The organism is Nocardioides sp. Z50_6 (assembly GCF_058215755.1).
This window is the reverse complement of record NZ_JBZAJB010000011.1, coordinates 1-24,123: the sequence shown is the minus strand read 5'-3', so window position 1 is coordinate 24,123 and position 24,123 is coordinate 1. Positions and strand designations below refer to the sequence as shown.

Here is a 24,123-nt window from a genome sequence, read left to right as displayed (position 1 = left end):
ATCGGTAGGGGCTGATGCACGCGTAGGTGACAGGTTGGGTCAGGCAGCCTGAGCGGCTGGTGTGGTCGTGATGGTCTCGAACTCAATGGGCGTCAATCGGCCGAGGCGGGCTTGGCGACGACGGCGGTGATAGGTCCGTTCGATCCAGGTCACCATCGCGATCCGGAGGTCCTCACGGGTGGCCCAGGGCTGCCGGTCCAGGACATTGCGCTGGAGGAGACTGAAGAAGCTTTCCATCGCTGCGTTGTCCCCGGCCGAGGCGACACGACCCATGGATCCGACGAGCCCGTGTGAGGCCAAGGCGCGGCGCAGTTTCCTGGAAACGAATTGCGATCCTCGATCCGAGTGGACCACGCACCCGGCCACGTGATCACCGGAAGCACGGCGCATCGCGACGGCGTTGTTGACCGCGGCTACCGCGAGCCGGGACTTCATCCGCGAGTCGATGGAGTAGCCCGCGATCCGGTTGGAGTACACGTCCTTGACCGCACAGATGTAGAGCTTGCCTTCGCGCGTCCAGTGCTCCGAGATGTCGGTCAGCCACAGCCGGTTCGGGCCGTCGGCACGGAAGACGCGTTCGACGAGGTCGTCGTGCACCGCCGGCCCGGGGCGCTTCCCCGTACCGCGCCTGGGCTTGCCGAACACGCACCACCACTCGTTGTCGCGACAGATCCGCCACGCAGTGCGGTCCGCCATCGTCTGACCGTGCTCGAAAGCGGCCTCGTCGGCCAGGAGCCGGTAGCCGAACTCGGGGTCCTCGCGATGAGCGTTGAACAGCGCGTTGGCGCGGTAGGCCTCGACCAGCTCGGACTCGGTCACCGGGCACTCGAGCCAGCGGCAGTAGGGCTGGCGGGCGATCTTCAGCACCCGGCACGTCACCGCGACGGTGATCCCGTCGTCGGCCAGTTCGCGGACGAGCGGGTACATCATTTTCCCGGCAGGTTGGCCTGTGACAGATGGGCGGCGGCCCGGCGCAGAACCTCGTTCTCCTGCTCGAGCAGACGTACGCGCTTGCGCAGCTCGCGGTTCTCGGCATTCTCCGCCGCGGTCGTTCCGGGCTTGATGCCGTCCTCGACGTCGGCGTTCTTCAGCCAGTTCGTCAGGCACGACTCGCTGATGCCGAAGTCGGCAGCGATCTGCTTGAGATGGACGCCAGGCTCACGGTTCCTCGCGACGCGGAGGACGTCGTCGCGGAACTCCTTCGGATACGGCTTCGGCACGGTGTACATCCTTCCAGCGGCACCTCTTGGCACCACAGATCAGATGTCACCTACACGTGCACCAGCCCCCGTAACGGAGTGCCCGGTCGCGCCTCCACTCAAGTGTGTAGCGGGGGAGTTCAGTCGTGGTCGCTGCGGCGTTCGAGCAGGACGGTGTCGCGCCAGACGCCGTCGAGTTGGGCGATGCGGGTTCGCACGGCGAGGGTGCGGTAGCCGGCGGAGTGGTGCAGCGCCAGGCTGGCGCGGTTCTCGGGGAAGATCGAAGTCTGAAGCGTCCACAGGCCCGCCCGGTCGGCCTCGTTGACCTGTGCGAACAGCAGCGCCTTGCCGACGCCGCGGTTGCGTGCTTCGGCGGCGACGTAGACCGAGGTCTCCCCGACCCCGGCGTAGCACTCGCGGTGGGAGGCGGGGGTGACCGCGGTCCAGCCCACGACTGCGCCGTCGAGCTCTGCGACCCACGCCATCCCAGGCATCCACCGTGCATTCAACTGGTCCACCGTGGGCAGCGTGGTCTCGAAGGTGGCATTGCGGGTCGCGAGGCCCTGCTCGTAGATGGCCAGTACCGCGGGCATGTCGGCCTCGGTCACGGGACGGGTGCTGACGTCCGGGGGTAGGTCCTCGGGGCAGCACGGCGGCGTCGACAGGCTGCCCATGACGACGTCCGCGGCATGGGGGAGGCCGGTGCAGCAGGCGGTGTTGATCGAGACCATGCTCGTGCGCCCCACTTTGTCGATCACCACGAACCCCACCTTCCGCAGCAATTGACAGTGGTGGGAGCAGGTGGGCTGGCTGATGCCCAGCGCATTGGCGAGGTCGCCGACGCGCATTGCCCCTGTCTGCGAGGTGGAAAGCGTGTGGAGCAACCGCACTCGCGTGGGGTCGGCCAGGATGGCGAACCAGTTGGCGTAGTTCTCGGCTTGAGCCTGATCGAGGGCGGCGGTGACCGGCGCGGCAGACGCGGGCGACGCGAGCTCGCGGTGCCTCTCGCTGGCCGCGTCGGCAGTGTCCTTCACCGGTACGGGAGTCATGTGCCAACCTTACCTTGCATTCATCGATGTCGGTCGATACAGTTTTCGCATCGACAACCGTCGATGAACCGACCTTCCTGGAGGAGTCCCCATGCAGCACCCTGTAGTCATCATCGGCGCGGGCCCGATCGGGCTGGCGGCGGCGGCGAACGCCGTCGAGCGCGGGATGGACTTCGTGGTCCTCGAAGCAGGGTCCGAGGCGGCTGCCGCCGTCGAGGAGTGGGACCACGTGCGGCTGTTCTCGTCGTGGTCAGAACTCATTGACCCCGCGGCGCGACGGCTGCTCGAAGCTGACGGCTCGTGGGCGGCTCCGGACGATGGGGCCTACCCCACTGGGGTGCAGTGGCGACAGGCCTACCTCCAGCCGCTCGCGGCACTGCTCGACGCGACCGCTGAAGGGGAGGTCCGCTACGAAAGCCGGGTGATCGGGGTGGGCCGTGCCGGTCGCGACCTGGTGGTCGACTCCGGCCGCGAGGATGACCCGTTCGCCGTCCACATCGAGACCGCCGATGGTCGTGAGCGGCTACTGGCCAGCGCGGTCGTGGATGCGTCAGGTACCTGGACCCGCCCCAACCCGCTGGGCGCCGACGGCTACCCCGCCTTGGGGGAGACCGAGAATGCCGAGCACATCACCTACGGCATCCCGGACCTTAACGACCCGGCCGTTGCCGCGCGGTACGCCGGCAAGCACGTCGCCGTCGCCGGCAAGGGCGCCTCAGCCCAAGGGGTCCTCGTCGGCCTGGCCAGGCTCGCCCAGCAGGACCCGGCCACCCGGGTCTCCTGGCTGCTGCGCCGCCCCAGCGTGGGGGACGCCTTCGGCGGTGGCGATAACGACCAGCTCGAGCAGCGGGGCAAGTTGGGCCAGGACGCCAAGGCGGCGGCGAGCAGTGACGTGATCGACCACGTCACCCAGTTCCGCACCGAGTCCGTCACCGCCCAGGATGACGGCCGCCTCACCTTGGCGTCGATCGATGGCCAGCAGGTCACCGACGTGGACGAGGTCATCGTCGTCACCGGCTTCCGCCCCGACTTCGGGTTCCTCTCCGAGGTCCGTCTCGACCTGGACCCCGCCCTGGGGGCAGCCCGCACCCTCGCCGCGCAGATCCACCCGGACCACCACAGCTGCGGCGACGTCGCACCGCACGGCCACCGAGAGCTCGCCCAGCCCGAGCAGGGCCTGTACCTGGTGGGGATGAAGTCCTACGGCCGCGCTCCGTCGTTCCTGGCGATGACCGGCTTCGAGCAGGTCCGCTCCGTGATGGCCGCGCTGGACGGCGACCTCGAGGCCGCCGACCGGGTGGAGCTGGTGCTGCCCGAGACCGGGGTGTGCAACGGGGCCGGCGCCTTTGACGCCCCCGATGCGGCCGCCTCGGCCGGCGGGTGCTGCGGCGCTCCGGCCGCGGAGCCGCAGCTGGTCTCCCTGGAGCGCACGGGGCAGTGACCCACCCGACGCAGCCTGGTGCGCTCGATGCCGTCGGGCTGCGGCACGTCGTCGCCGTCCTCAGCACCGTCCAGATCGTCTCCTGGGGGGTGCTGTACTACGCCTTCGCCGCGCTCCAGTCAGCCATCACCACCGACACCGGGTGGTCGAGCGCATCCGTCACCGGGGCGTTCTCGCTCGGCCAGCTCGTCTCCGGGGGAGTGGGCATCTGGGTCGGGCGACACATCGACGCCGTCGGTCCGCGGAAGGTGATGACGGCCGGGTCGCTGGTGGCGATCCCCGGGGTCGTGGCCGTGGCCCTGGCTCCGAGCCTGACTGTGTTCTACCTGGGATGGGTGCTCACCGGGGCGGCCATGGCCGCCACGCTCTACCCGCCGGCGTTCACGGCTCTGACGCACTGGGGTGGAACCAACCGGGTGCGCGCCCTGACGACCCTCACCCTGGTCGCCGGCCTGGCCAGCACCGTCTTCGCGCCCCTCGCCTCCCTCCTCGACGACGCCCTGGGATGGCGACAGGCCTACCTGGTGCTGCTCGCCGGTCTCGTCGTCCTGACGGTGCCGCTGCACTGGTGGGGGCTCAATCACCCCTGGCACACCTCGGTCTCGCAGAGTCAGCGGACGCAGGCGGCGCCGCATGCTCATATCGGGGTGGGGGCCGTCGTCCGGAGCGCGTCGTTCCTGCTGTTGACGGTCGCGAACGCGCTGACGGCCCTCGCGGTGTTCGCCGTGGTGATCAACCTCGTGCCCATGCTGGTCGAGCAGGGCATGAGCCGGAACCTCGCGGCTGTTGCCCTCGGCCTTGGGGGCGTCGGCCAGGTGCTGGGGCGGTTGGGGTATGCGAGGTTCACGGCCGCGACCTCGGTCACCTCCCGCGGTGTCCTCGTGCTGGCGGCGGTCGCCGTAGCGACGGCAGCCTTGGCACTGGCACCCAGCTCGGCAGGGCTGCTGATCGTCCTCGGCATGGTTCTGGGGCTCGCTCGGGGCATCTACACCCTGGTCCAGGCCACCGCCATCACCGACCGCTGGGGTCCGACGTCCTACGGTGCGCTCAACGGCATCCTCACCGCACCGGCCCTGGTGGCCGCCGCGGCGGCCCCGTTCGCCGGCGCCATGCTGGCCCAACTGCTCGGCTCCTACGCCGAGGCGTTCCTCGTGCTCGCTGCCCTCGCAGCTGTGGCTGCCGTCCTGATGGTGGGTGCTGGTCTTCCCCCGGTCTCGTGGACACCGTCACAGTGGTCGAAAGACCACGGAGAGGTGTCTAGATGACGACCTATTCGCAGGAGTTCAAGGACCAGATCGTCGAGCTGCATCGTCGCGGGCGCTCGTTCAGCGATCTGGCCAAGGAGTTCAATCTGGCAGCGACGTCGATCTCGAACTGGGTCCGGGCCGCTGACAAGCGCGACGGCCGTTCCGGGCAACAGTCGCCCTCGCCGGTGCCGCAGCCGGACAAGGACCGGATCCGGCAGCTTGAGAAGGAGCTGGCTCGCAAGGACGAGGAGCTGGAAATCCTGGGAAAAGCGCTGGCCTTCTTCGCGCGTCGGGCGGACCAGTAGAGGTCTACGCCTACATCCGCGCTGAGAAGGCTGCCGATCCAGAAGCCAAGATCAGCCTGCTGTGCCGTGTCCTGGGGGTGTCCAGGTCCGGTTACTACGCCTGGGCCAGCCGGCTCACCCAGCCTTCTGTCCGGGCGCAGACCGACCGGGTCCTGCTCGAGGAGATCCGGGCCATCCACGCCCGCTTCGGCTACTACGGATCACCCCGGGTGTACCGCGAGCTGCTAGCCCGCGAGCACCACGTGGGCCGGCACCGGGTGGCCCGGCTGATGCGCCTGCACGGCATCACCGCCGCCCGCTGCAAGATCAAGTCGCGCCCCCGGGCCGCGCCGGTCTCACGTCGCCCCGAGGTCGTCGACCTGGTCCGCCGCAGGTTTCAGGCCGACGTCCCAAACACGCTGTGGTTCACCGACGTGACCCAGATCCGCACCGGGGAGGGGTGGCTGTGGGCCGCAGTCGTGCTCGATGCGTTCAACCGTGAGGTTCTCAGCTGGGCCACCTCGCCACGGGAGTCCCCCGTACCGTGCTCTACGCGCTCAACGACGCGCTCAAGATCCGCCGACCCGCCCGCGGGTGCGTAATCCACTCCGACCGCGGGTACCAGTTCACCGCCTGGGACTGGCTCGACAACGCCGCCGCTGCCGGCCTGAGGGTGTCGATCGGGGAACGCAAGTCCTGCTACGACAACGCCGTCATGGAGTCCTGGTTCGCCTCGTTCAAGAACGAAGAGATCTACCCCAAAGGCACCCCGTTCACCCGCAAGGAAACCAGAGCCCGACTGTTCAGCTACATCTGGGAGTACAACACCCACCGCATGCACTCATCCCTGGGCTACGTCCCACCCCGTTCCTACGCAGCATCATCAAGTAACTGTCCGTGAAACCCGGGCAAGACCATGCGACACCATCGGCGCAGCGTCGTCCGATCGTTCCGGTAGAGGTCAACTCCCCGGTCCGGACCTAGTCCTTGGTGGCGTGACCGGGCCGGTCCTCGGGCTCCACGCCGAGCCTGGTCGCCAGGTCGCGGACCCGGGCGTCGATGTCGTCGCGGACCAGCCGCATTCGGTCCACCCCCACGATCCCGTACTCCGACGGCTCGTCGGTGTCCCAGTGCTCCACGGTCGTGCCAGCGATCGGCTCGACCTCGGCGTCGCGTCCCACGATGACGACCAGGTCAGCGTCGCGGACGAGTTCCTCGGTCACCGGCTTCGGCGACTGGTCCGAGATGTCGACACCTACGTCCCGCAGGGTGGCCACGGAGAGCGCGTTCAGATTGTCACCGGACCGGGTGCCGGCAGACTCAATCCGCAGCCGGTCGCCCGCCAACCGGCGCATCAGCCCCGCGGCCATCTGCGACTTGCCGCCGTTCTTGACGCACACGAACAACACGCTCGGCCTCTGGGCGGTCGACGATTGGTTCACGACCGGGTTCCTTCAGGCCTGGGCGAGCACGGACGGCGGCAGTTCGATGCCGGGGACGAGCTCGACGAGCAGGTCGCGGACCCGCTGGTCGAGGTCGGCGATGATCTCCCGCACCGTCGCCTCGTCCTGGCCGCCGGGGTCGGCGACGGGCCAGTCGACGTACTTCACGCCGGGGACGTAGGGGCACTCCTCGCCGCAGCCGAGCGTGATTGCCATGGTGCTGGCCGCGACGGTCTCGCGGGTCAGCAGCGTCGGCTGCTCCTGGGAGGTGTCGAGACCGATCTTCTCCAGGACGGCTGCGACCTCGGGGTGGATGTGGTCGCCGGGCTGGGTGCCGGCCGACAGTGCGGTGACGCGACCATCGGCGTAGTGCTCGGTCAGGACGCGGCTGATCACGGAGCGTCCGCCGTTGCGGACGCAGGCGAAGACGACCTGGGGCGGGATGGTGGTCGGGTCGGTCATCGCGGGTCTCCTGCGGTGGTGGGGTGGGCGGTGGCGCGTTCGGGGAAGAACTTGCGGGCCCAGAGGCTGACGTAGACGAGGCCGACCAGGACGGGGACCTCGATCAGTGGGCCGACCACGCCGGCCAGGGCCTGGCCGGAGGTGACGCCGAAGACTCCGATGGCCACCGCGATGGCGAGCTCGAAGTTGTTGCCTGCCGCGGTCATGGAGACCGCGGTGGCCCGCTGGTAGTCGAACCCGAGCGCCTTGGTCAGCAGCATCGAGCCGCCCCACATCAGGGCGAAGTAGGCCAGCAGCGGTAGGGCGATGCGCGCCACGTCCAGGGGCTGGCTGGTGATGGTGTCGCCCTGGAGGGCGAAGAGCAGGACGATGGTGAAGAGCAGGCCGTACAGCGCGGTCGGCCCGATCTTGGGCAGGAACGTGGTCTCGTACCAGTCACGGCCCTTGGCGCGTTCCCCGAACGTGCGGGTCAGGTAGCCGGCGAGCAGGGGGATGCCGAGGAAGATCAGCACCGACTTGGCGATGCTCCAGATGGAGACGTCCAGGGCGGCCTGCTCCAGCCCCAGCCAGCCGGGCAGGACCTGGAGGTAGAAGTAGCCCAGGAACGCGAAGGCCAGGATCTGGAAGACCGCGTTGATGGCGACCAGGATGGCGGCGGCCTCCCGGTCCCCGCACGCCAGGTCGTTCCAGATCAGCACCATCGCGATGCAGCGGGCCAGGCCGACGATGATCAGCCCGGTCCGGTACTCCGGGAGGTCCGGCAGCAGCAGCCAGGCCAGGGCGAACATCAGGGCCGGGCCGAGCACCCAATTGAGGAGGATGGAGGTGCCGAGCAGTCGCACGTCGCTGGTGACGTGGCCCAGCTCGTCGTAGCGGACCTTCGCCAGCACCGGGTACATCATGATCAGCAGCCCGATCGCGATCGGCAGCGAGATCGAGCCGACCTCGACCGCCGCGAGCGCCTCGTCCAGACCATCGACCCAGCGCCCGAGCAGCAGGCCGGCGACCATCGCGACGCCGATCCACACTGCCAGGTACCGGTCCAGGGTGGAGAGGCGTTGCAGCACCGGGTCCTCGGGTGCTCCGGAGGCGGTCTCCTTGACGGTGTCGCTCACGCGTTCGCCCCTTCCAGGGTCTTCGAAGACGTCGGGGCGGTGAAGAGGCTCCCGAGCGCGTTCATCGCCTCGGGTCGCGCGATGTAGTAGACCCAGGTGCCGCGCTTCTCGCGATTCACCAGGCCCGCGTCGTGGAGCACCTTCAGGTGGTGGCTGATGGTGGGCTGGGTCAGGTCGAAGTAGGGGAGCAGGTCGCACACGCACGCCTCCCCGCCCTCGTGGGAGAGGATGAGGGAGAGCAACCGCAGTCGCGTGGGGTCGGCGATCGCCTTCAGCATGGGCACGACCCCCTCGGACTGCTCGGCGCTGATCGGCTCGCGGGCCAGGGGCACGCAGCACGCCAACCCGTCGGTCAGGGGAAGCAGGTCTGACCCTGCAGATGACTTCGACATGGATCAATGTTGACAGATGTCGATGCGATCCGCCACATTGACGGTTATCGACATTTATTGTCGTCCATATGTCCGGTTGGCGCCGGATCCGTCTCGAGGAGCGCCATGATCGCGAACCCGCCTGAGCAGCCCGCACCGCTTTCGGTGCAGCAAACCCTGGACTCAGCATGCGCCTCGTTGGTGGAGGAGTTCGCGGGCACATTCGCCGCCGAGAGTGTGGCCACCTGCCTGACCGACTCCTACCAGCGGCTCCTCCCGGCCAGCATCTCGGCGTACCTGCCGCTCTTGGCGCACCGGTTTGCCCGGGAGCGGCTCCGTGCTGCGAGTCGCACGACAGACGCAGGCGCGAGCCATGGCGCGAGCGACGGCAGATCACCGCTGGTGCTGTTCGTGTGCACCGCCAACTCGGGTCGCTCCCAGCTGGCCTCGGCGCTGCTGGCACACCGTGCGGCCGGTGCCGTCGAGGTCGCCTCCGCGGGCACGCACCCGGCCTCGGAGGTGCAGCCGGAGGTGAGAATCGCCCTCGCTGAGATCGGCATCGATGCCGCCGACCTGTTCCCCAAGCCACTGACCGACGAGGTCGTGGCAGCTGCGGACGTGGTGGTGACCATGGGCTGCGGCGACTCCTGTCCGGTGCTGCCGGGACGCCGCTACCTGGACTGGGGGGTGGTGGATCCGGCAGGGCTCGAGCTCGACACCGTCCGCAGCATCCGCGACGACATCGACCACCGGGTCGGTGTCCTGCTCCACGAACTCCGTTCCCTGCGCGAACTCGACGACGACGCGCTCCGTCGTACGTCCTCGCACCCATAAGCTCTAGGACACCCTTTCAGCACCCGACCACGGAGAACCCGCTGATCAACGACCGCACCGACGCACCCACCCACCCTGCCTCCGGCGGTGCGACCGACCACGCGGGCGAGGCGGACGTCGCGGTTGCGGTGATCGGCGGTGGTCAGGCCGGCCTCGCGACCGGTTTCTACCTGCGCCGGGCGGGGCTCGTCCCGGGACTGGACTTCGTCGTCCTCGACGCAGCCGACCGACCCGGCGGAGCGTGGCCACGCACCTGGGATGGCCTCCGGTTGTTCTCGCCCGCCGGCTTCTCCTCCCTTCCGGGCTGGATGATGCCGCCCTGGGACGACGCCACCCACGGCTTCCCGCCCCGCGACCACGTGGTGGACTACCTGGCCCGCTACGAGGAGCGCTACGACCTGCAGGTACGGCGACCGCAGCGGGTGGAGTCGGTCAGCCGCGCGGACGACGACCCGCGGGGGCGCCTGCTACTCGGCACGCCAGAGCACACGTGGGCGGCGCGTGCCGTGGTCTCGGCGACCGGTACCTGGGACGCGCCGTTCTGGCCGGCATACCCGGGCATGGCGAAGTTCACCGGGAGACAACTGCACGCGGCCGACTACCGGACGCCGACCGAGCTGGCAGGGCAACGCGTGGTCGTCGTGGGCGGCGGCAACTCCGCCGCCCAGATCCTCGCGGAGGTCTCCACGGTCGCCGACACCACCTGGGTGGTCACCCGACCACCGCGGTTCCTCCCTGACCACGTGGACGGCCGCGCCCTGTTCGCTACCGCACGCGCCCGCATCCAGGCACTCGAGGAAGGCCGCGAGCACAGCGGGGTTGCCGGCCTCGGCGACATCGTCATGGTCGCCAGCGTCAAGGAGGCACGTGAGCGAGGGGTGCTGGTGGCGGAGCCGATGTTCTCCCGGCTCACCGCGAACGGCGTCGCGTGGGCCGACGGCAGGGAGCAGGCCTGTGACGCCGTCATCTGGTGCACCGGTTTCCGCCCGGCCCTACGGCATCTTCAACCACTCCACCTGCGGACCGAGGGCGGCCACATCCCGGTCGGCGGGCCATCGGGCACCCGGGCACTCGAGGAACCGCGGCTCTACCTGGTCGGGTATGGCGACTGGACGGGACTGGCCTCCGCGACACTCGCCGGGGTGGGGCCATCTTCGCGGGCGACGGCGGAGGCGGTCGTGCGGGAGGCGCGCGCCGGGTGACCCGGGCCAGGATGCCCGGGGGTCGACCCCGGGGTCCTCGCGTCAGTGGGCGGGCAGCTGTCCCGTGAGCCGGCCGTGGCGCTGGGCGCTGGCTTCGTTGAGGCCGGTGATATTCACGGTCTTGCCCTTGCGTTCGTACTTGGTGGTGATGGCGTCGAGGGCGGCGACGGTGGAGGCGTCCCAGATGTTGGAGTCGGACAGGTCGATGACGATGCGGTCGGGGTCGTCGGCGTACTCGAACTGGGTGTAGAGGTCGTTGCTGGAGGCGAAGAAGAGCTGGCCGGTGACCCGATAGACCGCCTTGGGTCCCTGCTCGTCCCCGATCACGGTGCGGTGGGTCTCAGTCAGGTGCGCGACGCGGCGGGCGAACAGGGTCATGGCGACCAGGACGCCGACACCGACACCGATCGCGAGGTTGTGGGTCCACACGGTGACCACGACGGTGGAGAGCATCACCAGCGTCTCGGACTTGGGCATCCGGCGCAGTGTGCTCGGCTGGATGCTGTGCCAGTCGAAGGTGCCGACCGAGACCATGATCATCACCGCGACCAGAGCACCCATCGGGATCAGCGCCACGACGTCACCGAACCCAACCACCAGGATCAGCAAGAAGACACCGGCCAGGAAGGTCGAGAGTCGCGTGCGGGCTCCGGAGGCCTTCACGTTGATCATCGTCTGGCCGATCATCGCGCAGCCCCCCATGCCCCCGAAGAACCCGGTGATCACGTTCGAGGCCCCCTGACCCCAGGCCTCGCGGGTCTTGTCGGAGTGAGTGTCGGTGATGTCGTCGACGAGTTTGGCGGTCAGCAGCGACTCCAGCAGTCCGACCAGGGCCATGGCCAGGGCGAAGGGGGCGATGATCTCCAGAGTCTCGAGGGTGAGCGGCACGTCGGGGATGAATAGCGACGGCAGGCTGTCGGGCAACTTGCCCTCGTCACCGACGTTCGGGACATTCACCGCAGCCAGGACGGTGAACCCCGTCAGGGCCACGATGGCCACCAGCGGGGCGGGAATGACCTTGTTCAGCCGCGGAAAGCCCACCATGACCGCGATACCGATCGCGATCATCGGGTAGACCGCCCACGGGACGTCAACCATGTGCGGCACCTGGGCGAGGAAGATCAGGATCGCCAGGGCGTTGACGAAGCCGACCATCACCGAGCGCGGGATGAACCGCATCAGCTTGGCCGCGCCGGCCAGGCCCAGGACGATCTGGAAGACACCACCGAGCAGGACGGTGGCGATGAAGTAGTCCATGCCGTGCTCGCGCACCACCGGGGCGATGACCAGGGCGATGGCGCCGGTCGCCGCGGAGATCATCGCTGGCCGGCCGCCAAGAAAGGCGATGGAGACCGCCATCGTGAAGGAGGCGAACAGGCCGACGCGGGGGTCGACGCCCGCGATGATCGAGAAGGAGATCGCCTCGGGGATTAGTGCGAGTGCGACCACCAAGCCCGCGAGGACCTCGGTGCGCAGCAGCTTGGGGGAGCGCAGCGCGGCCCGGACGGTGGGTTCGGGCGTATGGGAGAGAGTGGTGCTCAAGGTGCTCCGTTCGGGACAGCCGATCGGCCCGTCACTGCACAAGGACGGGCCCGAACGACTTGGTTCTGGATGGGAGAGTGCGCACCATGGGCACGCGTGCCGGCGTCTTCGTCGGCGGAAGTCTGGCCAGAATCCTAACCTCACGTAACGTGAGGGTTGTAATCGTCATGACATGAGGACACCCACCGATGCCCACTCATCCCCAGCCAGTCACCGGCACGGGAACGTCGCCGTCGGTCATGCAGATCGGCGAGGTCGCCGCGCGTACAGAGCTGTCCCTGCGCAGCCTGCGTCACTGGGAAGAGGTCGGACTGTTACGTCCCTCAGGGCGCAGCGACGGCGGCTTCCGCCTCTACACCGAGGAGGACGTGGAGAAGATCCTGGTCATCCGACGGATGAAGCCCTTGGGATTCACCCTCGACCAGATGCGCGAGGTCATGAACGACATCGAGACACTCCGCGACCCGAGCGCCGGCACATCAGCACGCGGAACCGCCGTCGACCGCCTGAACGGCATCCGATCCGACGTCAATCATCGGCGCGAGAAACTCGCGCGGCAACTAGCGATGGCAGACGAATTCATCGACCTCCTCCGGCTACAGGTGCCGTAGCTCCTGTTCGGGCCAGCTCCCTAGTTCGCCCTGCAGTCCGGGGCGCTTGTAGACTGGGTTGGTGACCAACCGCCGTGCTCCGGAGCTCCCCGTGGGGAGTTTTGGTGCGCGCACGCAGGCTCAGACGATGACCGCGATCGGCACCAACGGCTACATCTCGACGTGGGGTGCCTGGCAGACGGGTTGTCCCCAGACAGAGCGCTGAGTCGATCTCGCGCCGTCCCGCTGAGGACGGTGTGTGACGGCCCCTTCAGCAGCTGCTTGTTCTTCGCTCGATGGTCCACGGACCGTCGACGCCCTCACGTCTGGACTTCCTGCTTTGGCCTCGCACGTTCCCCCCGCACCCTCGGAGCCCGACCAGCTCACTCGCCGCGAGAGGCTAGGTGCCTGGTCCCGGTTAGAACCGACCGGAGGCATCCTGCTGGGTGCCGCCACCCTCCTGGCCCTGGTACTCGCCAACTCGCCCGGCGTGGACCTCTATGAGTCCGTCCGCGACCTTCAGGTCGGTCCGGCAGTACTCCACCTCGACCTCACGCTGGGCCAGTGGGCCGCGGACGGGCTTCTTGCGGTGTTCTTCTTCGTCGTCGGTGTGGAGTTGAAGCGTGAGTTCCTCGCCGGAGACCTCAGCGACCCACGACGCGCGCTGGTGCCCGTCACAGCTGCAGTCGGCGGCGTCGTGGTCCCGGTGCTGGTCTACCTCGCCGTCGTCACCGCGACCGGTGGCGGGCGCACGGAGCTCAACGGGTGGGCGGTACCCGCGGCCACCGACATCGCGTTCGCGGTGGCAGTCCTGGCGGCCATCTCGAGTCACCTTCCCCCGGCGCTACGTGCCTTCCTCCTCACCTTGGCGGTCGTCGACGACCTCATCGCCATCACGATCATTGCCGTCGGCTTTACGGCGCACATCGACTTGGCGGCCCTCCTGCTCGGCGCACTAAGCATCGCCGCGTTTGCGGTAGTAGTACGACGACGGCCCGTGTGGTGGTTGCTCGCACCGATCGCGGTCCTGGCGTGGGGGTTCATTCACGCCTCTGGTATCCACGCCACCATCGCGGGAGTTCTGCTGGGGCTCACCGTTCCAGTCTTCAGTGCCCTGCCCGTGACACTGAGTTCGCTGGCCGACAAAGAGGCGGCGGCCATACACGGGCCCACCGCGCACTTCGAGCACCTCCTAAAACCCTGGTCCTCGTGCGTCGCAGTCCCGCTCTTCGCCTTCTTCGCCGCAGGGGTGAGCCTCGGTGGACTCACCGGGCTCATGGAGGCTGCCACCACCCCGGTTGCCCTCGGCATCATGGCCGGTCTCGTGCTCGGCAAGACCATCGGGATCACCGCCGCCACCTTCCTCATCACGCGGGTGCCCGGCGTCCGTTTGGACCCCACCCTGCGCTGGCCCGATCTGTTCGGTGTCAGCCTGTTGGCCGGCGTCGGCTTCACCGTGTCACTCCTTGTTGGCGAGTTGGCCTTCGATACCGGAGGCGCACTGGAGGAGGCCGTCAAGGTGGGTGTGCTCCTCGGCTCCCTGGCCGCCTCCGTGGCGGCCCTCTGCGTGCTGGGCGCCCGCAACCGGCACTACCGAAACCTGCCGCACTTTCACGAACAACAGGTCGGCTAGCTGTGATGTCCAGGCACGTTGGTCGAGGACCTGCGACGACACGGTCTGAGTTCGTGGATGGGTGAAGGCCTCCCGGCGCCGCCCAGCTGGAAGGCCGGGAGATCTGGTGCACCGAGCTGGGCGGCCGGATCAAGGAGTACGCCGAGGAGCGAGGCTCCTCGGCCCGCATCGCCCGCTGGACCGGGCAGGGCAAGCAGGTCGTCTACTGCATGGTGACCAGCGGCGAGGCGGGCATCCGTCAACTCCTGACTCTTCTCGGGATCGAGATCCCACCACCGAGATCGCGATCGAAGCCCGCACCGTCGTGGCGGCCGTGGGCCTGGGCGTGGGCGTCGGGGTCACCCTCGTGGCCGCAGGGCTCCCGGCCTGGGCGGCCACGCGGGTCGACCCGGTCGAAGCACTGAGGGACGCCGCGCCGGTCACCGGCAAGGTGAGCGGCCGACGACGCCGCGCCGGGTGGGTCCTGCTTGGCGTCGGCATCCTGGGACTCCTCGGCTGTGCGGTGGTCGGAGACCTGCCGGCGCTGACCGGTGTGGCGACTCTGACGACGTTCCCCGGCCTCATCGTCGCCGCACCCTCCCTGCTGAGACCCGGAAGCTGTTGCCCGACACACCCGCCGTCGCCTGCTTTGACACCACGTTCCACGCCACGCTCCCCGCCGCGGCGAGCACTACGCCCTGCCCCGGGAGTGGAACGAACGGTGGCAACTGCGGCGCTACGGATTCCATGGCCTCAGCCACGCCTACGCCGTACGCCGCGCCGCAGCCTTGGTCGGACGAGACCCCGCCGAGCTGCGCATCGTCTCCTGCCACCTCGGCGCGGGCGCCTCCCTGGCAGCCGTCCGCCACGGACGGTCCGTCGACACCACCATGGGCTTCACCCCGCTGGCAGGGTTGGTGATGGTCACCCGCTCCGGGTCGGTGGATCCGGGCATGGTGCTGTGGCTCCTCCAGAATGGCGACCTCACACCCGAACAACTGCGTGACGTCCTCGAGCACCAGTAGGGGATGAAGGGACTCTCCGGAACAAGCGGAGATCTCCGCGACGTCCTGGCTGCGCGTCAGGCCGGCAACCGCGACGCGGCCTTGGCCTACGACGTCTTCACCCACCACCTGCGGCGTGAGATTGGCGCCATGTCTGCCAGCGCCCAAGGCCTGGACCTGTTGGTGGTCACCGGCGGCATCGGAGAGCACTCCGCCAAGGTACGCCGGGACATGGCGGCCGGACTGGGCTACCTCGGCATCGACATCGACCAGGCCACGAACGACTCCGCACAAGGCGACACCGACCTCAGCACGCCGACGTCGACCGTGCTCACGGTGATGGTGAAATCCTCCGAGGAAGCCGAGATCGCCAGGCAGACCGCCCGACTGGCAACCAGCTGACCTCATGCCCAGGGCCAATGGGCCGGGCCGAGCGACGGGTCCACGCAGTCCCGAGCACCAGGCCATAGGTCGGTAGCATTAGGGAAGGGATTGGGATGAGGCAGGCTGAAGCCTGTACCGCACGCGCCGGGCCACACTTGGCGCCCTCCTCGCCCCTCGAATTCTTGAATCGGTGGACGAAGCCCGAATCCGTCGGCCAAGCGTTCTCACCCCGGTCGCTCCTCTCCTCCCTCACGTGCCGGACTCCGCTCGTCCCCGAAATCTCGGAAGTGCAAGTAGCTGTAGACCAGCAGGGCGAGGGCAATGACGCCGGACCCAATCAGGGTGGCACCGGCCCCCCAGCCGCCCATCAACCACCACTTGTCGGCCACAGGCCACCACGAGGGTGCCGCGACGCCGATGCCCCAGTAGACGCCTAGGCCGACCAACAGAAGGACGCCGATCACCGACAGCAGGATCCGAAGCCAGCTCTTGACGCTGTCGGCCGCCGTACGCAAGGCGGCCTTCCTGACCGGCGCAAGGCGCCGGTCGGCCCATTCGTACTGGGTGGCCAAGATGGCCATCCCGGCGAATAGGGCGAGCAGACCTGGTCCAGGTAACACCAGGGCCGCAAGACCGACGATGACGAGAACCCAGCCGGCGCCTTGTAGCAGGATGTGACTTCCGGTGCTCTTGACACTCACAGCAGGTCCTTCGTCGGTCGGATGAGGCGCCGCGGGACTATGCGGCAATGGGTGCCTGCACCAACGAGCCTAGGTCCGAACGTCAACACCCACTCAAGGGCAGGCATGAGGCCTCGTCGCGGGCCACCCAAGGGCGGACTGCCAAGCTTGCGTCGGGGTGGCAGTCAAGGGCTGGATGGACTGTGCCTGGTGTGGCGGGCGTTCCTGCGCAGTTGCGTGACCCGGGCGACGCCGGCGATCGCTACCACAACACCGCCTCCCACGGCGGCGATCAGCAGAGCCATTCCGAGAGGGACCGTTCCAGACATTCCAAAGAATTGGACTTCGACCTTCGACGAGTTCTCCAAGATGAAGACGATGAGGCAGATCAGTAGCAGGAGCGCGACGCTAGTGGCTACCCATGCGGCGCCGGCCCGCGTGAGGGGGGCGTGGGAAGTGGCGGAGGGGTCAGCCTGAGAGGCATTCGTCTCGACGGGTTCTTCGTCAGGTGTCGGCGAGGACGAGTTCGTGGTCATGTTCGTAACCCTCCTTGCGTTCGCGATCACTGTCAACGACACTTCTGACCCCAGGGGGAAGTGGGTCTCTCGAAGTATCTGCGCGCGAGGCGAAGTGCGGCGCCCAATCTGGGCGTAGTGCAGCCCCGAACGATTACTGCAAACCCCGATTGTCAACCAGACCGGGGGCAGACCCGTCGTCCCGAGGACGTCCCGTTGAGGGTGTTTCACAGCAATCGGTGGATCCGGTCATGCGGTAGTTCATGCTGCGGTGCGCTAGTACTAGTCCGACAGTGGGGGAGCGCCTGAGTAGGCGCGACATGGTCAGCGCACGCCTGTAGCAGTACTGGCATCAGCGTGCACCACTTATTCACCACTTATTGCGGCAGAACTGCTCTGATCAGGGCGTAAGCACGCAGAGGCCAACACAGCCTCTATCGCTATTACCGCAGGTCAGGGCCAGAGTACGCAGCTCGAGTCAAGCGGCATGGACCCCTCGTCACTGGGCAAGGCGTCCACCGCAGATCTTGCTCGCTCCGCCGCATCGGCCGCCGATCTGGCGGACGGGAGTAGCCCGGGGCTGGGGTTGCTGCGCTGGTAGCGGGCGGGGTCATCTCGGCGCCGGCAGTGGTCGTCGTCGTGGGCGGTGGTGTGGTCGGGTCCTTGGTGTCGGTGGGCGTGGGAAAGATCTACGACAACTGGGACGACATCAAGGACTGGGCGGGGGAGCGGACCGACGATGTGAAGAAGGCCGTCTCCGGTGCGTGGGGCGGAGCAATCAAAGCCGTCGCCGTATGGTGAGCCGACCCCGCAACCGCAGCATGGAGGGACCCCGGGTGCGCGAGAACCTCATTCCCCGCTGGTACTCGATCCTTGCGGTGACGATCCCGGTGCTGCTCGCGGTCATGTTCGGTGTCATCGCGCTGGTCGGTGACACCAACGACCGCCTTTATGGGGCCGTCGTGTTCGTCTCCGCGTCCCTGACCGCCGTGGGCTTCGGCCGGGCGCTGCTGATGTCTCGGCGCCCGAGGGTGCTGCGACCGGACGCTTCGGGGACCGTGGTGATCACTTCGCCGGCGTTGATCGGGTGGCCGTTGGCCGGTGCGTGGGTCACGGGCGTGGCCGCTGGTCTGCTCACCGGGTGGTTCTTCTTCACCGACCGGTCGATGATCGAGACACCCGTCCTGGCCGGGATCCTCGTCGTCGGTGCGATCTTGTCTCTGCCGAACATGTTCCGGCTGGTCACCGGTCGGCTCCACCGGTGGCAGCTCATCTTCTCCCCGGGCGCACTGACCTACCGCGGGTACCGCACCGAGACCACGGTGGCGTGGAAAGACCTCCACGGAGCGAAGATCAGCCGCAAGCCCGCCGGGGTGCTCGTCGACCTCAAGGGCACCCAACCTGACCTGCTGATCCCCTACCCGGCGTTCGACGTGCCGGCCCAACAGCTGGTCGACCTCGTCATCTCCTACCGGCGGCACTGCGTGACCCGTTGACCCAACTGGGGCGGTGTCTCGCTGGGAGTTCTCGGGCGACAGTTCCCAGGGTGCGGGGACCGGGACCGGTTCCCTCTGCTAGGTGACCGGTGGTGAGGCCTACTGGGCTTCGTAAGAGACCCATACGTCGGAGTCAGCGTCGAGGCGGTACTCCAGGCGGATGGCGCCGTCTTCGCCGGAGGACCAGACACCGGTTCCGGAGCAGGCCAGGATCAGGGGCCTCCGTCGCCGGTCGGTACCTCCACGGTGTCGGGTGTTGTCCTCGACGACCTCGGGGCTGCGGACTTTCAGGAGCCGCACGGGGGCTGCTCGCTCTCGGCCAGGGACACAGCGTCCTTCGCCAGCTCTTCGCACGTCATGCCCTCCACGTCCACGTAGAACGAGTCGGCGAAGATCAACACGACGGAGACGACCAGGACGAACACGGTGATCGGGCCGCCAACGATGAGCGCGCGGGCCCACGCTGGGAGCGCAGCGAACCACCCCCGGCGGGTCTGGCACCACGACTTCTGCTACGCCGAGATCGTCGCCTGCCCGGACGCCTCGGTTGTGATGGTCGGGAGCCGACAGGCTCGTTCCTCAGGGCGGGTGAGTCGGTCGCCGTCCCGGTCAGCGAAGACGCGGCACGAAGTCGTCGAACTGCACGCTGATGCGGTGCTCGCTCGACGGGAGCGCCGGGACGTTGATCACCTGGGGGCGGCGCTCGCCGCGGGCCTTCGCCACCAGCCGCACGGTCCCGCGCTCGGACACTGGGAGGTAGACGTCCGTGCCCGTGATGAACGGGAGCGAGGCGAAGGCGGGCAGCACCGCGTCGGTGGCGCTCACTTTGTCGCTGCCGGCGTCGAAGGCGAACATCCCGATGATCCGGCGCTTCCGGGGCGCGACCGCGGGGGTCAGCACGTTCTGCCCGCCGATGCTCAGGGTGTCACCGGCCTCACCCTGGTCGCCCCACCACTCCTTGTTGCGGTTCACGGTGAGGTTCACGTGGGCGTCGCTCTTCTCGGTGGCGGCGTCCAGTCCGGTGCCGGGGACGCTGGCGAGCAGCCGGACGAGCGCGTTGGAGCGCCGGAACGGCTGGCGGTAGAAGTGGTGGGTCGGCCCGCCCGGCCAGATGAGCGCGAACTCGTAGGACGCCGTCGGGGAGGCCTTGAACGGACCGAACGACCCGTCGCCGGAGAGCTGGTAGGTGGCGACCGGGCGGCGACCGATCCGCCGGCCGGTGTGCGCGTTGACCCGGTGCACCTCGAGGGTCGCGCCGTCGACGCCGACGTTGCTGGGGAACAGCACGGCGCGGCCGGAGACGTCGATGCGCCCGTGGGCCCGGACCACCTCGGTCGTCCTCGGCGCCTTGTCGGTGAAGAACGTGTACGCCTCGGTGAACGACTCGGGCGAGGTGACCGTCTCGGTGTGGCCCTGGTCGTCGAGGTGCACGTTGCGGGCTCCGGTGATCTCCGCTGCGGCGTTGTTCTCCCCCCAGATGGCGAGGGTCTCGACGCCGCCGGGAGGCTCGGCCGCCGGGGCACCGTCGAGGTTCACGTAGTGCGCGACCTCGGCCGCCCGCTCGGGCGAGCTGGTCAGGTACCGCTGCAGCACGTAGGTGCCCAACGAGTGGGCCAGGACGTCGACCTGCTCGGCGCCGGTGCGCTCGCGCAGGGCGTCGATCCGGGCGTCGAGTGCGGCGTGGACGTCGGCCAGCGAGTTGGTCGCGAACGTCGAGTCGTACTCGTGCGCCTCGATCCACGACACCGGGTAGCCGTTCGACGCGTACCGCTGGGCCTGGCTCTCGAACTGCGACCCGGAGCCCGACGACCCGTGCACGAACACGATGGGTCTGCGCTCCTCCTTGGGCGACGGACCGGGGTGGGGGGTGGCCGAGGTGGGTGCCGTCAGGCCGGCGAACATCAGCGCGGAGGTGGCAAGGGCGGTGGCGAGCGGTCGCAGCATGGGGGCTCCGTGGTCCTGGCGTGGGGTGCCGGACGCTATCCGTGGTCGCGAAGCAGGGTCAACGGACGTCTCGGGCGTCGATCCGAGGGTGCTGGTCGCCCTGCCGGGGATGTGCGGACGACACAGCCGCCCGCCGCGCCGGTCGGCCTACGCTGGCCTGCGTGAGCACCCACGACGACGGACCCACGCACGAGGACGACCGGCCAGGCCTGTGGCACGAGCTGGCCTTGGACGCACGCTCGATGGTGGGCGACCTCCGCGACAGCGTCCTCGAGGTCGTGGTGATCGCCGGCCCGGTCGTCCTGGGCGCCGTCATCGGCTACTTCGCCGCGGGCACCGTCGGGCTCCTCGTCGGCGCCGGCGTGGGCGCGGCGCTGGTCGCCCTCTGGTTCGCCTGGGCCCTGGTCACCTTGGTCCGCGACGGCGTCCGGAAGTGGCGCGGCCGCAGCTAGACCTTGCCGGCGTCCGGCGGCGCGGGGGTGTCGAACGAGTAGTGCACCTCGGCGAGGTCGATCAGCGGGTCCTTGAAGTGGCCGTCCAGCCCGGTGACCGCCCGACCTCGCAGCAGGTTGGCGATCTTGGCCCGGTGATGCCGGCCCGGGTGGCGGCCGCCGCGGCACCCGCGCGGGTCGTCTTCGAACTGTTCTGTGCGCCGAGGGCCACAAATCGTCACCTCCTGCCCCTCGGGCGCTGAATGTCTTCGTTCCCCCTGAAGGCAGGCAAGGGCGCGGTAGCCGCCGATACTCCCAGCGCACCGAAAGTGAGTCGCCGTGCCGGAACTGCCGAAGTAGTGGGGGCACCCCTCAGACGGGGGGCAGAGAGGAGACATCAATGAACAGCAAGCACTGGCATGGGACCACCCCGATGCCGACGGGCACCTCAGCATTCATGCGGATGTACCGCGTTCAACTCTGCCAGAACGACCATCGAGATGAGCCGCTCGAGGCCGTGGTGCAGGACCTCGCCGAGATCATGCGATGGCCGATCGAGCACATGATCAGCGTGGTGAAGAGGTGTTGGGAGATCGGATTGATCGACCCCGCGGCAGGGTTCGGGGACCTGATCGGTGCCGAGACGGTCGTCGAGGGGCGGTCCGGACGTCGGCGCAGCGCGTTTGGGTAGACGCCTAGTCGCGTGACCGGGTTCTCCCGGCGGCGTCGACGTGTTGGCGGGAAGTCATCGTGGTCGGCAGATTGACGAACCAAGGGGCGAAGCGGTGCAGACCCGCGAGGCAAGGGCGTGGCCCTCGCTGTTCCATCGACCGCGGTCCAGCAGTGGCCCACAGGCGGGGGGTATGACGCACTCTTCAGAACGTGAGCGCTGCAGGCGATGCTCAGGCGACAGGAGCGGGCACTCAGTTGGTGAAGATGCGCTCGATCTCCTGACCTGTCGCCGCGTCAAATGTCAGCAACCAGCACGACCACGAGGAGGCGGCCACGGTCACGCCGTCCACCGAAACGTGGGTCCAGGCATCGTTGTCGCCCTCGGGCGGAAGCGCTTCCCACGTGATGGTTCCGTCCGGCTTCCGACACCTGATGCTGGACACGTAGCCGCCGTCGGCGGGTTTTAGGTCAAGGCATCCTTGGCCGCCGGGCAACTCAACGATGGGCACATCGAAAGGATCGCAGAGGCAAGATGCAACTGCCTGCCTATCGGGGATTCGTGCGTCCGACTGGCGGCGGAAAGGCGCACTCTTCGCGGCGTGAGCGTGCGTTTGTCCGCCGCGCCTAGTTGAGCACTAGCCGCCTCGCAGGTCACCGGCTCGAAGACCTCGGGGAGAATGGCATCCAACCGGTAGGGCCTGTGAAGGGAGTGATGCGACTGCTCCGTCGGGTCCTGTCCGGCGTAGTGGTCGTGGTATTGCTCGTGCTCGATCAGATGAGCGAGCAGTGAGCGGTCGGACTCCTCGGGCTGGACAGCGAAGCAGTTGAGATCCACCCATGTGTCGTAGGGCCGGAAGTGAACGACGTCGTGGCTCACGAACGTCACCGGCCGCGGCATGCGCGCAGTCTCGCACCTGCACGCTCATCGGCATGAGCGGGAAGCGTGGATCGCGGCAGATCCGGGCGAGCGTAGCTGCCCTCAACGCGGCATGTACGGGCATGATGCTGCTTCAGGCGGCCTCAAGATCGATGCGCGTCTCGGTGCAGCGGTAGCCTGCGCGGCGGAAGGCCGCAGCCATGGGCGTGTTGGCGGCATCCGTGGTTGCGGTGATGCGAGGGGTGCCCTGCTCGGCGTGGAAGCGGGTGATGAACGCGAGGATCTCGTCGACGTACCCCCGACCTCGGTGCTCAGGGAGCACAGCGAGGTACCCCACGTTGCGGTTCGTCGGGGTCGCTGACGGGATGGCGACGCCCACGACGGTGCGATCAGGTGTGGCGGCCGTGTGCCACCACGATCGTTCCCCGGGGCAGGCTCGGTAGTAATCGATCTCGGCACGGGCTACCTCGTCGGGGCTGCTGGACTCGAGCTCGCGGCGGGTCGTGACGTCCAGCGAGCCCACCGCAGCGGCGGCGAACAGCCGCACAAAGGTCTCGTCGTCGGCTTGCACGAATACGAGCGAGCCGAGTGCGGGCGGCAACGGTCGATCTGCGTCCCACTGGAACTGGAGTCGCTCGTTGACCCGCGCCAGGCCCGCTGCAGCAGCGGCACGAGACTTCAGGTCCACCTCGGCGACGAGGCTTGCATCCTCGCGCCAATCGTTCGGCAGTCGGATCGTGTGTGGCAGCGGGACCGCCACCCCTTGACTCGACAAGGCCTCGTGTCCCGCATTGAGAAGAGCCCTGGCCAGGCTGCCGCGGTCGGGCACCTGCGCGTGAACGTCCCACACGTCCAACGCGATCGGCACGGTCGTGTCCCGGCCCCACCACATCGCTCGCCCGATGACCGCGCCAGACTCGTCGATCGCCAGGACGGACCACTCGGGCCGGAAACGGCCCGCCTCGATCTCTGCTACTACCTCGCTGGCCGAGGGGCCGGTCTCGGCAGGAAGGCTCAGTGCCGCCCCGGAGGCCAGCTGCGCGGCCGAGGGTTGGACGATTCGCATCGCCCGACCTTCCCTGGCCACCCCAACCAAAGCAACCCCTTTACCGCTCATCGGCATGAGCGGATGCACGGGTTGCGGCAGATCCGCGCGCGTTCAGCCCGGCTGCTGGAGGGACTCGGGGATGGGCAGGCTTGCCAGGCCGAGCAACTTCACGACGGTTTCTTCGGCAAAGTCGTCCTCAGGGTCTGCCCCGCCGGGATCGGCCAGCAGCGGCATGATCAACTCGGGTGCGATAGGCGATCCGCCGACATGCTTCACCCAGGCGCTGAAGCCTGTGGCTTCTGCCTGAGTGTCAACCGGCTCGCTAGCCGTTGGGTCCTCGAAAAAGATGGCGGGTTCATGGCCAAGGTAGAACCGGCCCAGGCCGGTCTCAGCGGGCCGGTAGTCGATCCGAGCGAAGTCGCTGTCGTGAATCTCGACACGCAGTGACGTCCCCGCTGGCGGCGCCCCGTTGTCCTGGCTCCACACACCGTCGGCGTAGACGAATGTCCCAAAGAGTCCCATGTCCCGGAGGCTACTGCCTCAATAGATAGAGGTCTCGCACACGTCCGCTCATCGGCTGCTTGTTCCATTGACCCAGGACCGGCGCCTGGCGAGGCTCGGTCCAGGCGCCCGGGCTGTCGCTCTCATTTCGGCTGCCCATGCTGGTCGTGTGGCTCTCATT

Annotated in this window: 28 protein-coding genes and 1 pseudogene; 14 read left to right on the top strand and 15 right to left on the bottom strand. The window is 68.3% G+C overall.

Going from position 1 to position 24,123, the window contains the following annotated elements; genetic code table 11:
- Positions 1-39: 39 nt before the first annotated feature.
- Positions 40-1,220, bottom strand: a protein-coding gene (locus AC4BGE_RS18180) for an IS3 family transposase (protein WP_490576194.1) whose coding sequence is annotated in 2 segments (ribosomal slippage) — positions 40-933 and positions 936-1,220 — 1,179 coding nt in all. Because the reading frame shifts where the segments join, the coding sequence is not laid out codon by codon here.
- A gap of 119 nt (positions 1,221-1,339) precedes the next feature.
- Positions 1,340-2,248: a helix-turn-helix domain-containing GNAT family N-acetyltransferase gene (locus AC4BGE_RS18175; protein ID WP_490576193.1), complete on the bottom strand. Its 909-nt coding sequence runs from the start codon at positions 2,246-2,248 to the stop codon at positions 1,340-1,342.
- A 91-nt stretch (positions 2,249-2,339) separates the two neighbouring features.
- Here AC4BGE_RS18175 and AC4BGE_RS18170 point away from each other — a divergent pair, with 91 nt between their 5' ends.
- The 5 genes from AC4BGE_RS18170 (at position 2,340) to AC4BGE_RS18150 (ending at position 6,121) form a co-directional block, all read left to right on the top strand.
- Positions 2,340-3,689 (top strand): FAD-dependent oxidoreductase, encoded by a 1,350-nt coding sequence (locus tag AC4BGE_RS18170; RefSeq protein ID WP_490576192.1) that lies wholly within the window; start codon positions 2,340-2,342, stop codon positions 3,687-3,689.
- Positions 3,686-4,954 (top strand): MFS transporter, encoded by a 1,269-nt coding sequence (locus tag AC4BGE_RS18165; protein ID WP_490576191.1) that lies wholly within the window; start codon positions 3,686-3,688, stop codon positions 4,952-4,954. Before AC4BGE_RS18170 ends, AC4BGE_RS18165 begins: the two co-directional genes overlap by 4 nt.
- Positions 4,951-5,241: a transposase gene (locus AC4BGE_RS18160; RefSeq protein ID WP_489966277.1), complete on the top strand. Its 291-nt coding sequence runs from the start codon at positions 4,951-4,953 to the stop codon at positions 5,239-5,241. Before AC4BGE_RS18165 ends, AC4BGE_RS18160 begins: the two co-directional genes overlap by 4 nt.
- Before the next feature lie 77 nt (positions 5,242-5,318).
- Positions 5,319-5,822: an IS3 family transposase gene (locus AC4BGE_RS18155; RefSeq protein WP_490576190.1), complete on the top strand. Its 504-nt coding sequence runs from the start codon at positions 5,319-5,321 to the stop codon at positions 5,820-5,822.
- On the top strand, positions 5,765-6,121 hold the full coding sequence (locus AC4BGE_RS18150) for a transposase (RefSeq protein WP_490576189.1): 357 nt from the start codon (positions 5,765-5,767) through the stop codon (positions 6,119-6,121). The genes AC4BGE_RS18155 and AC4BGE_RS18150 overlap by 58 nt, the downstream gene beginning before the upstream one ends.
- A gap of 79 nt (positions 6,122-6,200) precedes the next feature.
- On the opposite strand, the gene AC4BGE_RS18145 is transcribed toward AC4BGE_RS18150, so the two are convergent.
- From AC4BGE_RS18145 to AC4BGE_RS18130, 4 genes are read right to left on the bottom strand one after another with little or no spacing between them, the layout of a single operon-like run.
- Positions 6,201-6,629 (bottom strand): arsenate-mycothiol transferase ArsC, encoded by a 429-nt coding sequence (locus AC4BGE_RS18145; protein WP_490576188.1) that lies wholly within the window; start codon positions 6,627-6,629, stop codon positions 6,201-6,203.
- 45 nt (positions 6,630-6,674) lie between these two features.
- On the bottom strand, positions 6,675-7,124 hold the full coding sequence (locus AC4BGE_RS18140) for an arsenate-mycothiol transferase ArsC (protein WP_490576187.1): 450 nt from the start codon (positions 7,122-7,124) through the stop codon (positions 6,675-6,677).
- Positions 7,121-8,239 (bottom strand): ACR3 family arsenite efflux transporter, encoded by a 1,119-nt coding sequence (gene arsB / locus AC4BGE_RS18135; protein WP_490576186.1) that lies wholly within the window; start codon positions 8,237-8,239, stop codon positions 7,121-7,123. Before arsB ends, AC4BGE_RS18140 begins: the two co-directional genes overlap by 4 nt.
- Positions 8,236-8,631, bottom strand: coding sequence for a metalloregulator ArsR/SmtB family transcription factor (locus AC4BGE_RS18130; protein ID WP_490576185.1), 396 nt, complete (start codon positions 8,629-8,631; stop codon positions 8,236-8,238). The genes arsB and AC4BGE_RS18130 overlap by 4 nt, the downstream gene beginning before the upstream one ends.
- Before the next feature lie 105 nt (positions 8,632-8,736).
- On the opposite strand from AC4BGE_RS18130, the gene AC4BGE_RS18125 reads away from it, so the two are divergent.
- Together AC4BGE_RS18125 and AC4BGE_RS18120 are read left to right on the top strand one after the other, a co-directional pair.
- The gene (locus AC4BGE_RS18125) at positions 8,737-9,444 is read left to right on the top strand and encodes an arsenate reductase/protein-tyrosine-phosphatase family protein (protein ID WP_490576184.1); all 708 of its coding nucleotides are present in this window, start codon (positions 8,737-8,739) and stop codon (positions 9,442-9,444) included.
- A gap of 128 nt (positions 9,445-9,572) precedes the next feature.
- Entirely contained in the window at positions 9,573-10,646 is a 1,074-nt protein-coding gene (locus AC4BGE_RS18120; protein WP_490576183.1) for an ArsO family NAD(P)H-dependent flavin-containing monooxygenase, read from the top strand.
- Positions 10,647-10,688: 42 nt separating this feature from the next.
- Here the strand turns inward: AC4BGE_RS18120 and AC4BGE_RS18115 are convergent, their stop codons facing one another.
- A complete protein-coding gene (locus tag AC4BGE_RS18115; protein WP_490576182.1) occupies positions 10,689-12,188 on the bottom strand; it encodes a SulP family inorganic anion transporter in 1,500 nt (499 codons plus the stop codon).
- Between the two features lie 239 nt (positions 12,189-12,427).
- Between AC4BGE_RS18115 and AC4BGE_RS18110 the strand changes: the two genes are divergently transcribed.
- The 3 genes and pseudogenes from AC4BGE_RS18110 to AC4BGE_RS18100 form a co-directional block, all read left to right on the top strand.
- On the top strand, positions 12,428-12,799 hold the full coding sequence (locus tag AC4BGE_RS18110) for a MerR family transcriptional regulator (RefSeq protein ID WP_490576181.1): 372 nt from the start codon (positions 12,428-12,430) through the stop codon (positions 12,797-12,799).
- Between the two features lie 238 nt (positions 12,800-13,037).
- Entirely contained in the window at positions 13,038-14,411 is a 1,374-nt protein-coding gene (gene nhaA / locus AC4BGE_RS18105) for a Na+/H+ antiporter NhaA (protein ID WP_490576180.1), read from the top strand.
- 665 nt (positions 14,412-15,076) lie between these two features.
- Positions 15,077-15,796 (top strand): annotated as a pseudogene (locus AC4BGE_RS18100) (acetate/propionate family kinase); the annotation flags it as partial.
- 206 nt (positions 15,797-16,002) lie between these two features.
- Here the strand turns inward: AC4BGE_RS18100 and AC4BGE_RS18095 are convergent.
- Complete coding sequence (locus tag AC4BGE_RS18095; protein WP_490576179.1) at positions 16,003-16,479, bottom strand: PGPGW domain-containing protein; 477 nt, start codon at positions 16,477-16,479, stop codon at positions 16,003-16,005.
- A 164-nt stretch (positions 16,480-16,643) separates the two neighbouring features.
- Positions 16,644-16,994 (bottom strand): LapA family protein, encoded by a 351-nt coding sequence (locus AC4BGE_RS18090; protein ID WP_490576178.1) that lies wholly within the window; start codon positions 16,992-16,994, stop codon positions 16,644-16,646.
- 606 nt (positions 16,995-17,600) lie between these two features.
- On the opposite strand from AC4BGE_RS18090, the gene AC4BGE_RS18085 reads away from it, so the two are divergent.
- The gene (locus AC4BGE_RS18085) at positions 17,601-17,774 is read left to right on the top strand and encodes a hypothetical protein (RefSeq protein WP_490576177.1); all 174 of its coding nucleotides are present in this window, start codon (positions 17,601-17,603) and stop codon (positions 17,772-17,774) included.
- Positions 17,775-17,809: 35 nt separating this feature from the next.
- Positions 17,810-18,469 carry a hypothetical protein gene (locus AC4BGE_RS18080; protein ID WP_490576176.1) on the top strand — a complete coding sequence of 220 codons (660 nt, stop codon included), beginning with the start codon at positions 17,810-17,812 and terminating at the stop codon, positions 18,467-18,469.
- Between the two features lie 287 nt (positions 18,470-18,756).
- On the opposite strand, the gene AC4BGE_RS18075 is transcribed toward AC4BGE_RS18080, so the two are convergent.
- Both AC4BGE_RS18075 and AC4BGE_RS18070 read right to left on the bottom strand, forming a co-directional pair.
- Entirely contained in the window at positions 18,757-18,894 is a 138-nt protein-coding gene (locus AC4BGE_RS18075; RefSeq protein WP_490576175.1) for a hypothetical protein, read from the bottom strand.
- A 184-nt stretch (positions 18,895-19,078) separates the two neighbouring features.
- Positions 19,079-20,413: an alpha/beta fold hydrolase gene (locus AC4BGE_RS18070; protein WP_490576174.1), complete on the bottom strand. Its 1,335-nt coding sequence runs from the start codon at positions 20,411-20,413 to the stop codon at positions 19,079-19,081.
- A gap of 161 nt (positions 20,414-20,574) precedes the next feature.
- Here AC4BGE_RS18070 and AC4BGE_RS18065 point away from each other — a divergent pair, with 161 nt between their 5' ends.
- On the top strand, positions 20,575-20,865 hold the full coding sequence (locus AC4BGE_RS18065) for a hypothetical protein (RefSeq protein ID WP_490572576.1): 291 nt from the start codon (positions 20,575-20,577) through the stop codon (positions 20,863-20,865).
- Here the strand turns inward: AC4BGE_RS18065 and AC4BGE_RS18060 are convergent.
- A complete protein-coding gene (locus AC4BGE_RS18060) occupies positions 20,862-21,086 on the bottom strand; it encodes a hypothetical protein (RefSeq protein WP_490576173.1) in 225 nt (74 codons plus the stop codon). The genes AC4BGE_RS18065 and AC4BGE_RS18060 overlap by 4 nt on opposite strands.
- A gap of 158 nt (positions 21,087-21,244) precedes the next feature.
- Here AC4BGE_RS18060 and AC4BGE_RS18055 point away from each other — a divergent pair, with 158 nt between their 5' ends.
- Complete coding sequence (locus tag AC4BGE_RS18055; RefSeq protein ID WP_490572574.1) at positions 21,245-21,535, top strand: hypothetical protein; 291 nt, start codon at positions 21,245-21,247, stop codon at positions 21,533-21,535.
- A 232-nt stretch (positions 21,536-21,767) separates the two neighbouring features.
- Here the strand turns inward: AC4BGE_RS18055 and AC4BGE_RS18050 are convergent, their stop codons facing one another.
- From AC4BGE_RS18050 to AC4BGE_RS18040, 3 genes are all read right to left on the bottom strand, one after another.
- The gene (locus tag AC4BGE_RS18050; protein ID WP_490576172.1) at positions 21,768-22,025 is read right to left on the bottom strand and encodes a hypothetical protein; all 258 of its coding nucleotides are present in this window, start codon (positions 22,023-22,025) and stop codon (positions 21,768-21,770) included.
- Between the two features lie 501 nt (positions 22,026-22,526).
- Positions 22,527-23,459 carry a GNAT family N-acetyltransferase gene (locus AC4BGE_RS18045; protein WP_490576171.1) on the bottom strand — a complete coding sequence of 311 codons (933 nt, stop codon included), beginning with the start codon at positions 23,457-23,459 and terminating at the stop codon, positions 22,527-22,529.
- Positions 23,460-23,552: 93 nt separating this feature from the next.
- On the bottom strand, positions 23,553-23,963 hold the full coding sequence (locus tag AC4BGE_RS18040; protein ID WP_490576170.1) for a hypothetical protein: 411 nt from the start codon (positions 23,961-23,963) through the stop codon (positions 23,553-23,555).
- Between the last annotated feature and the right edge of the window lie 160 nt (positions 23,964-24,123).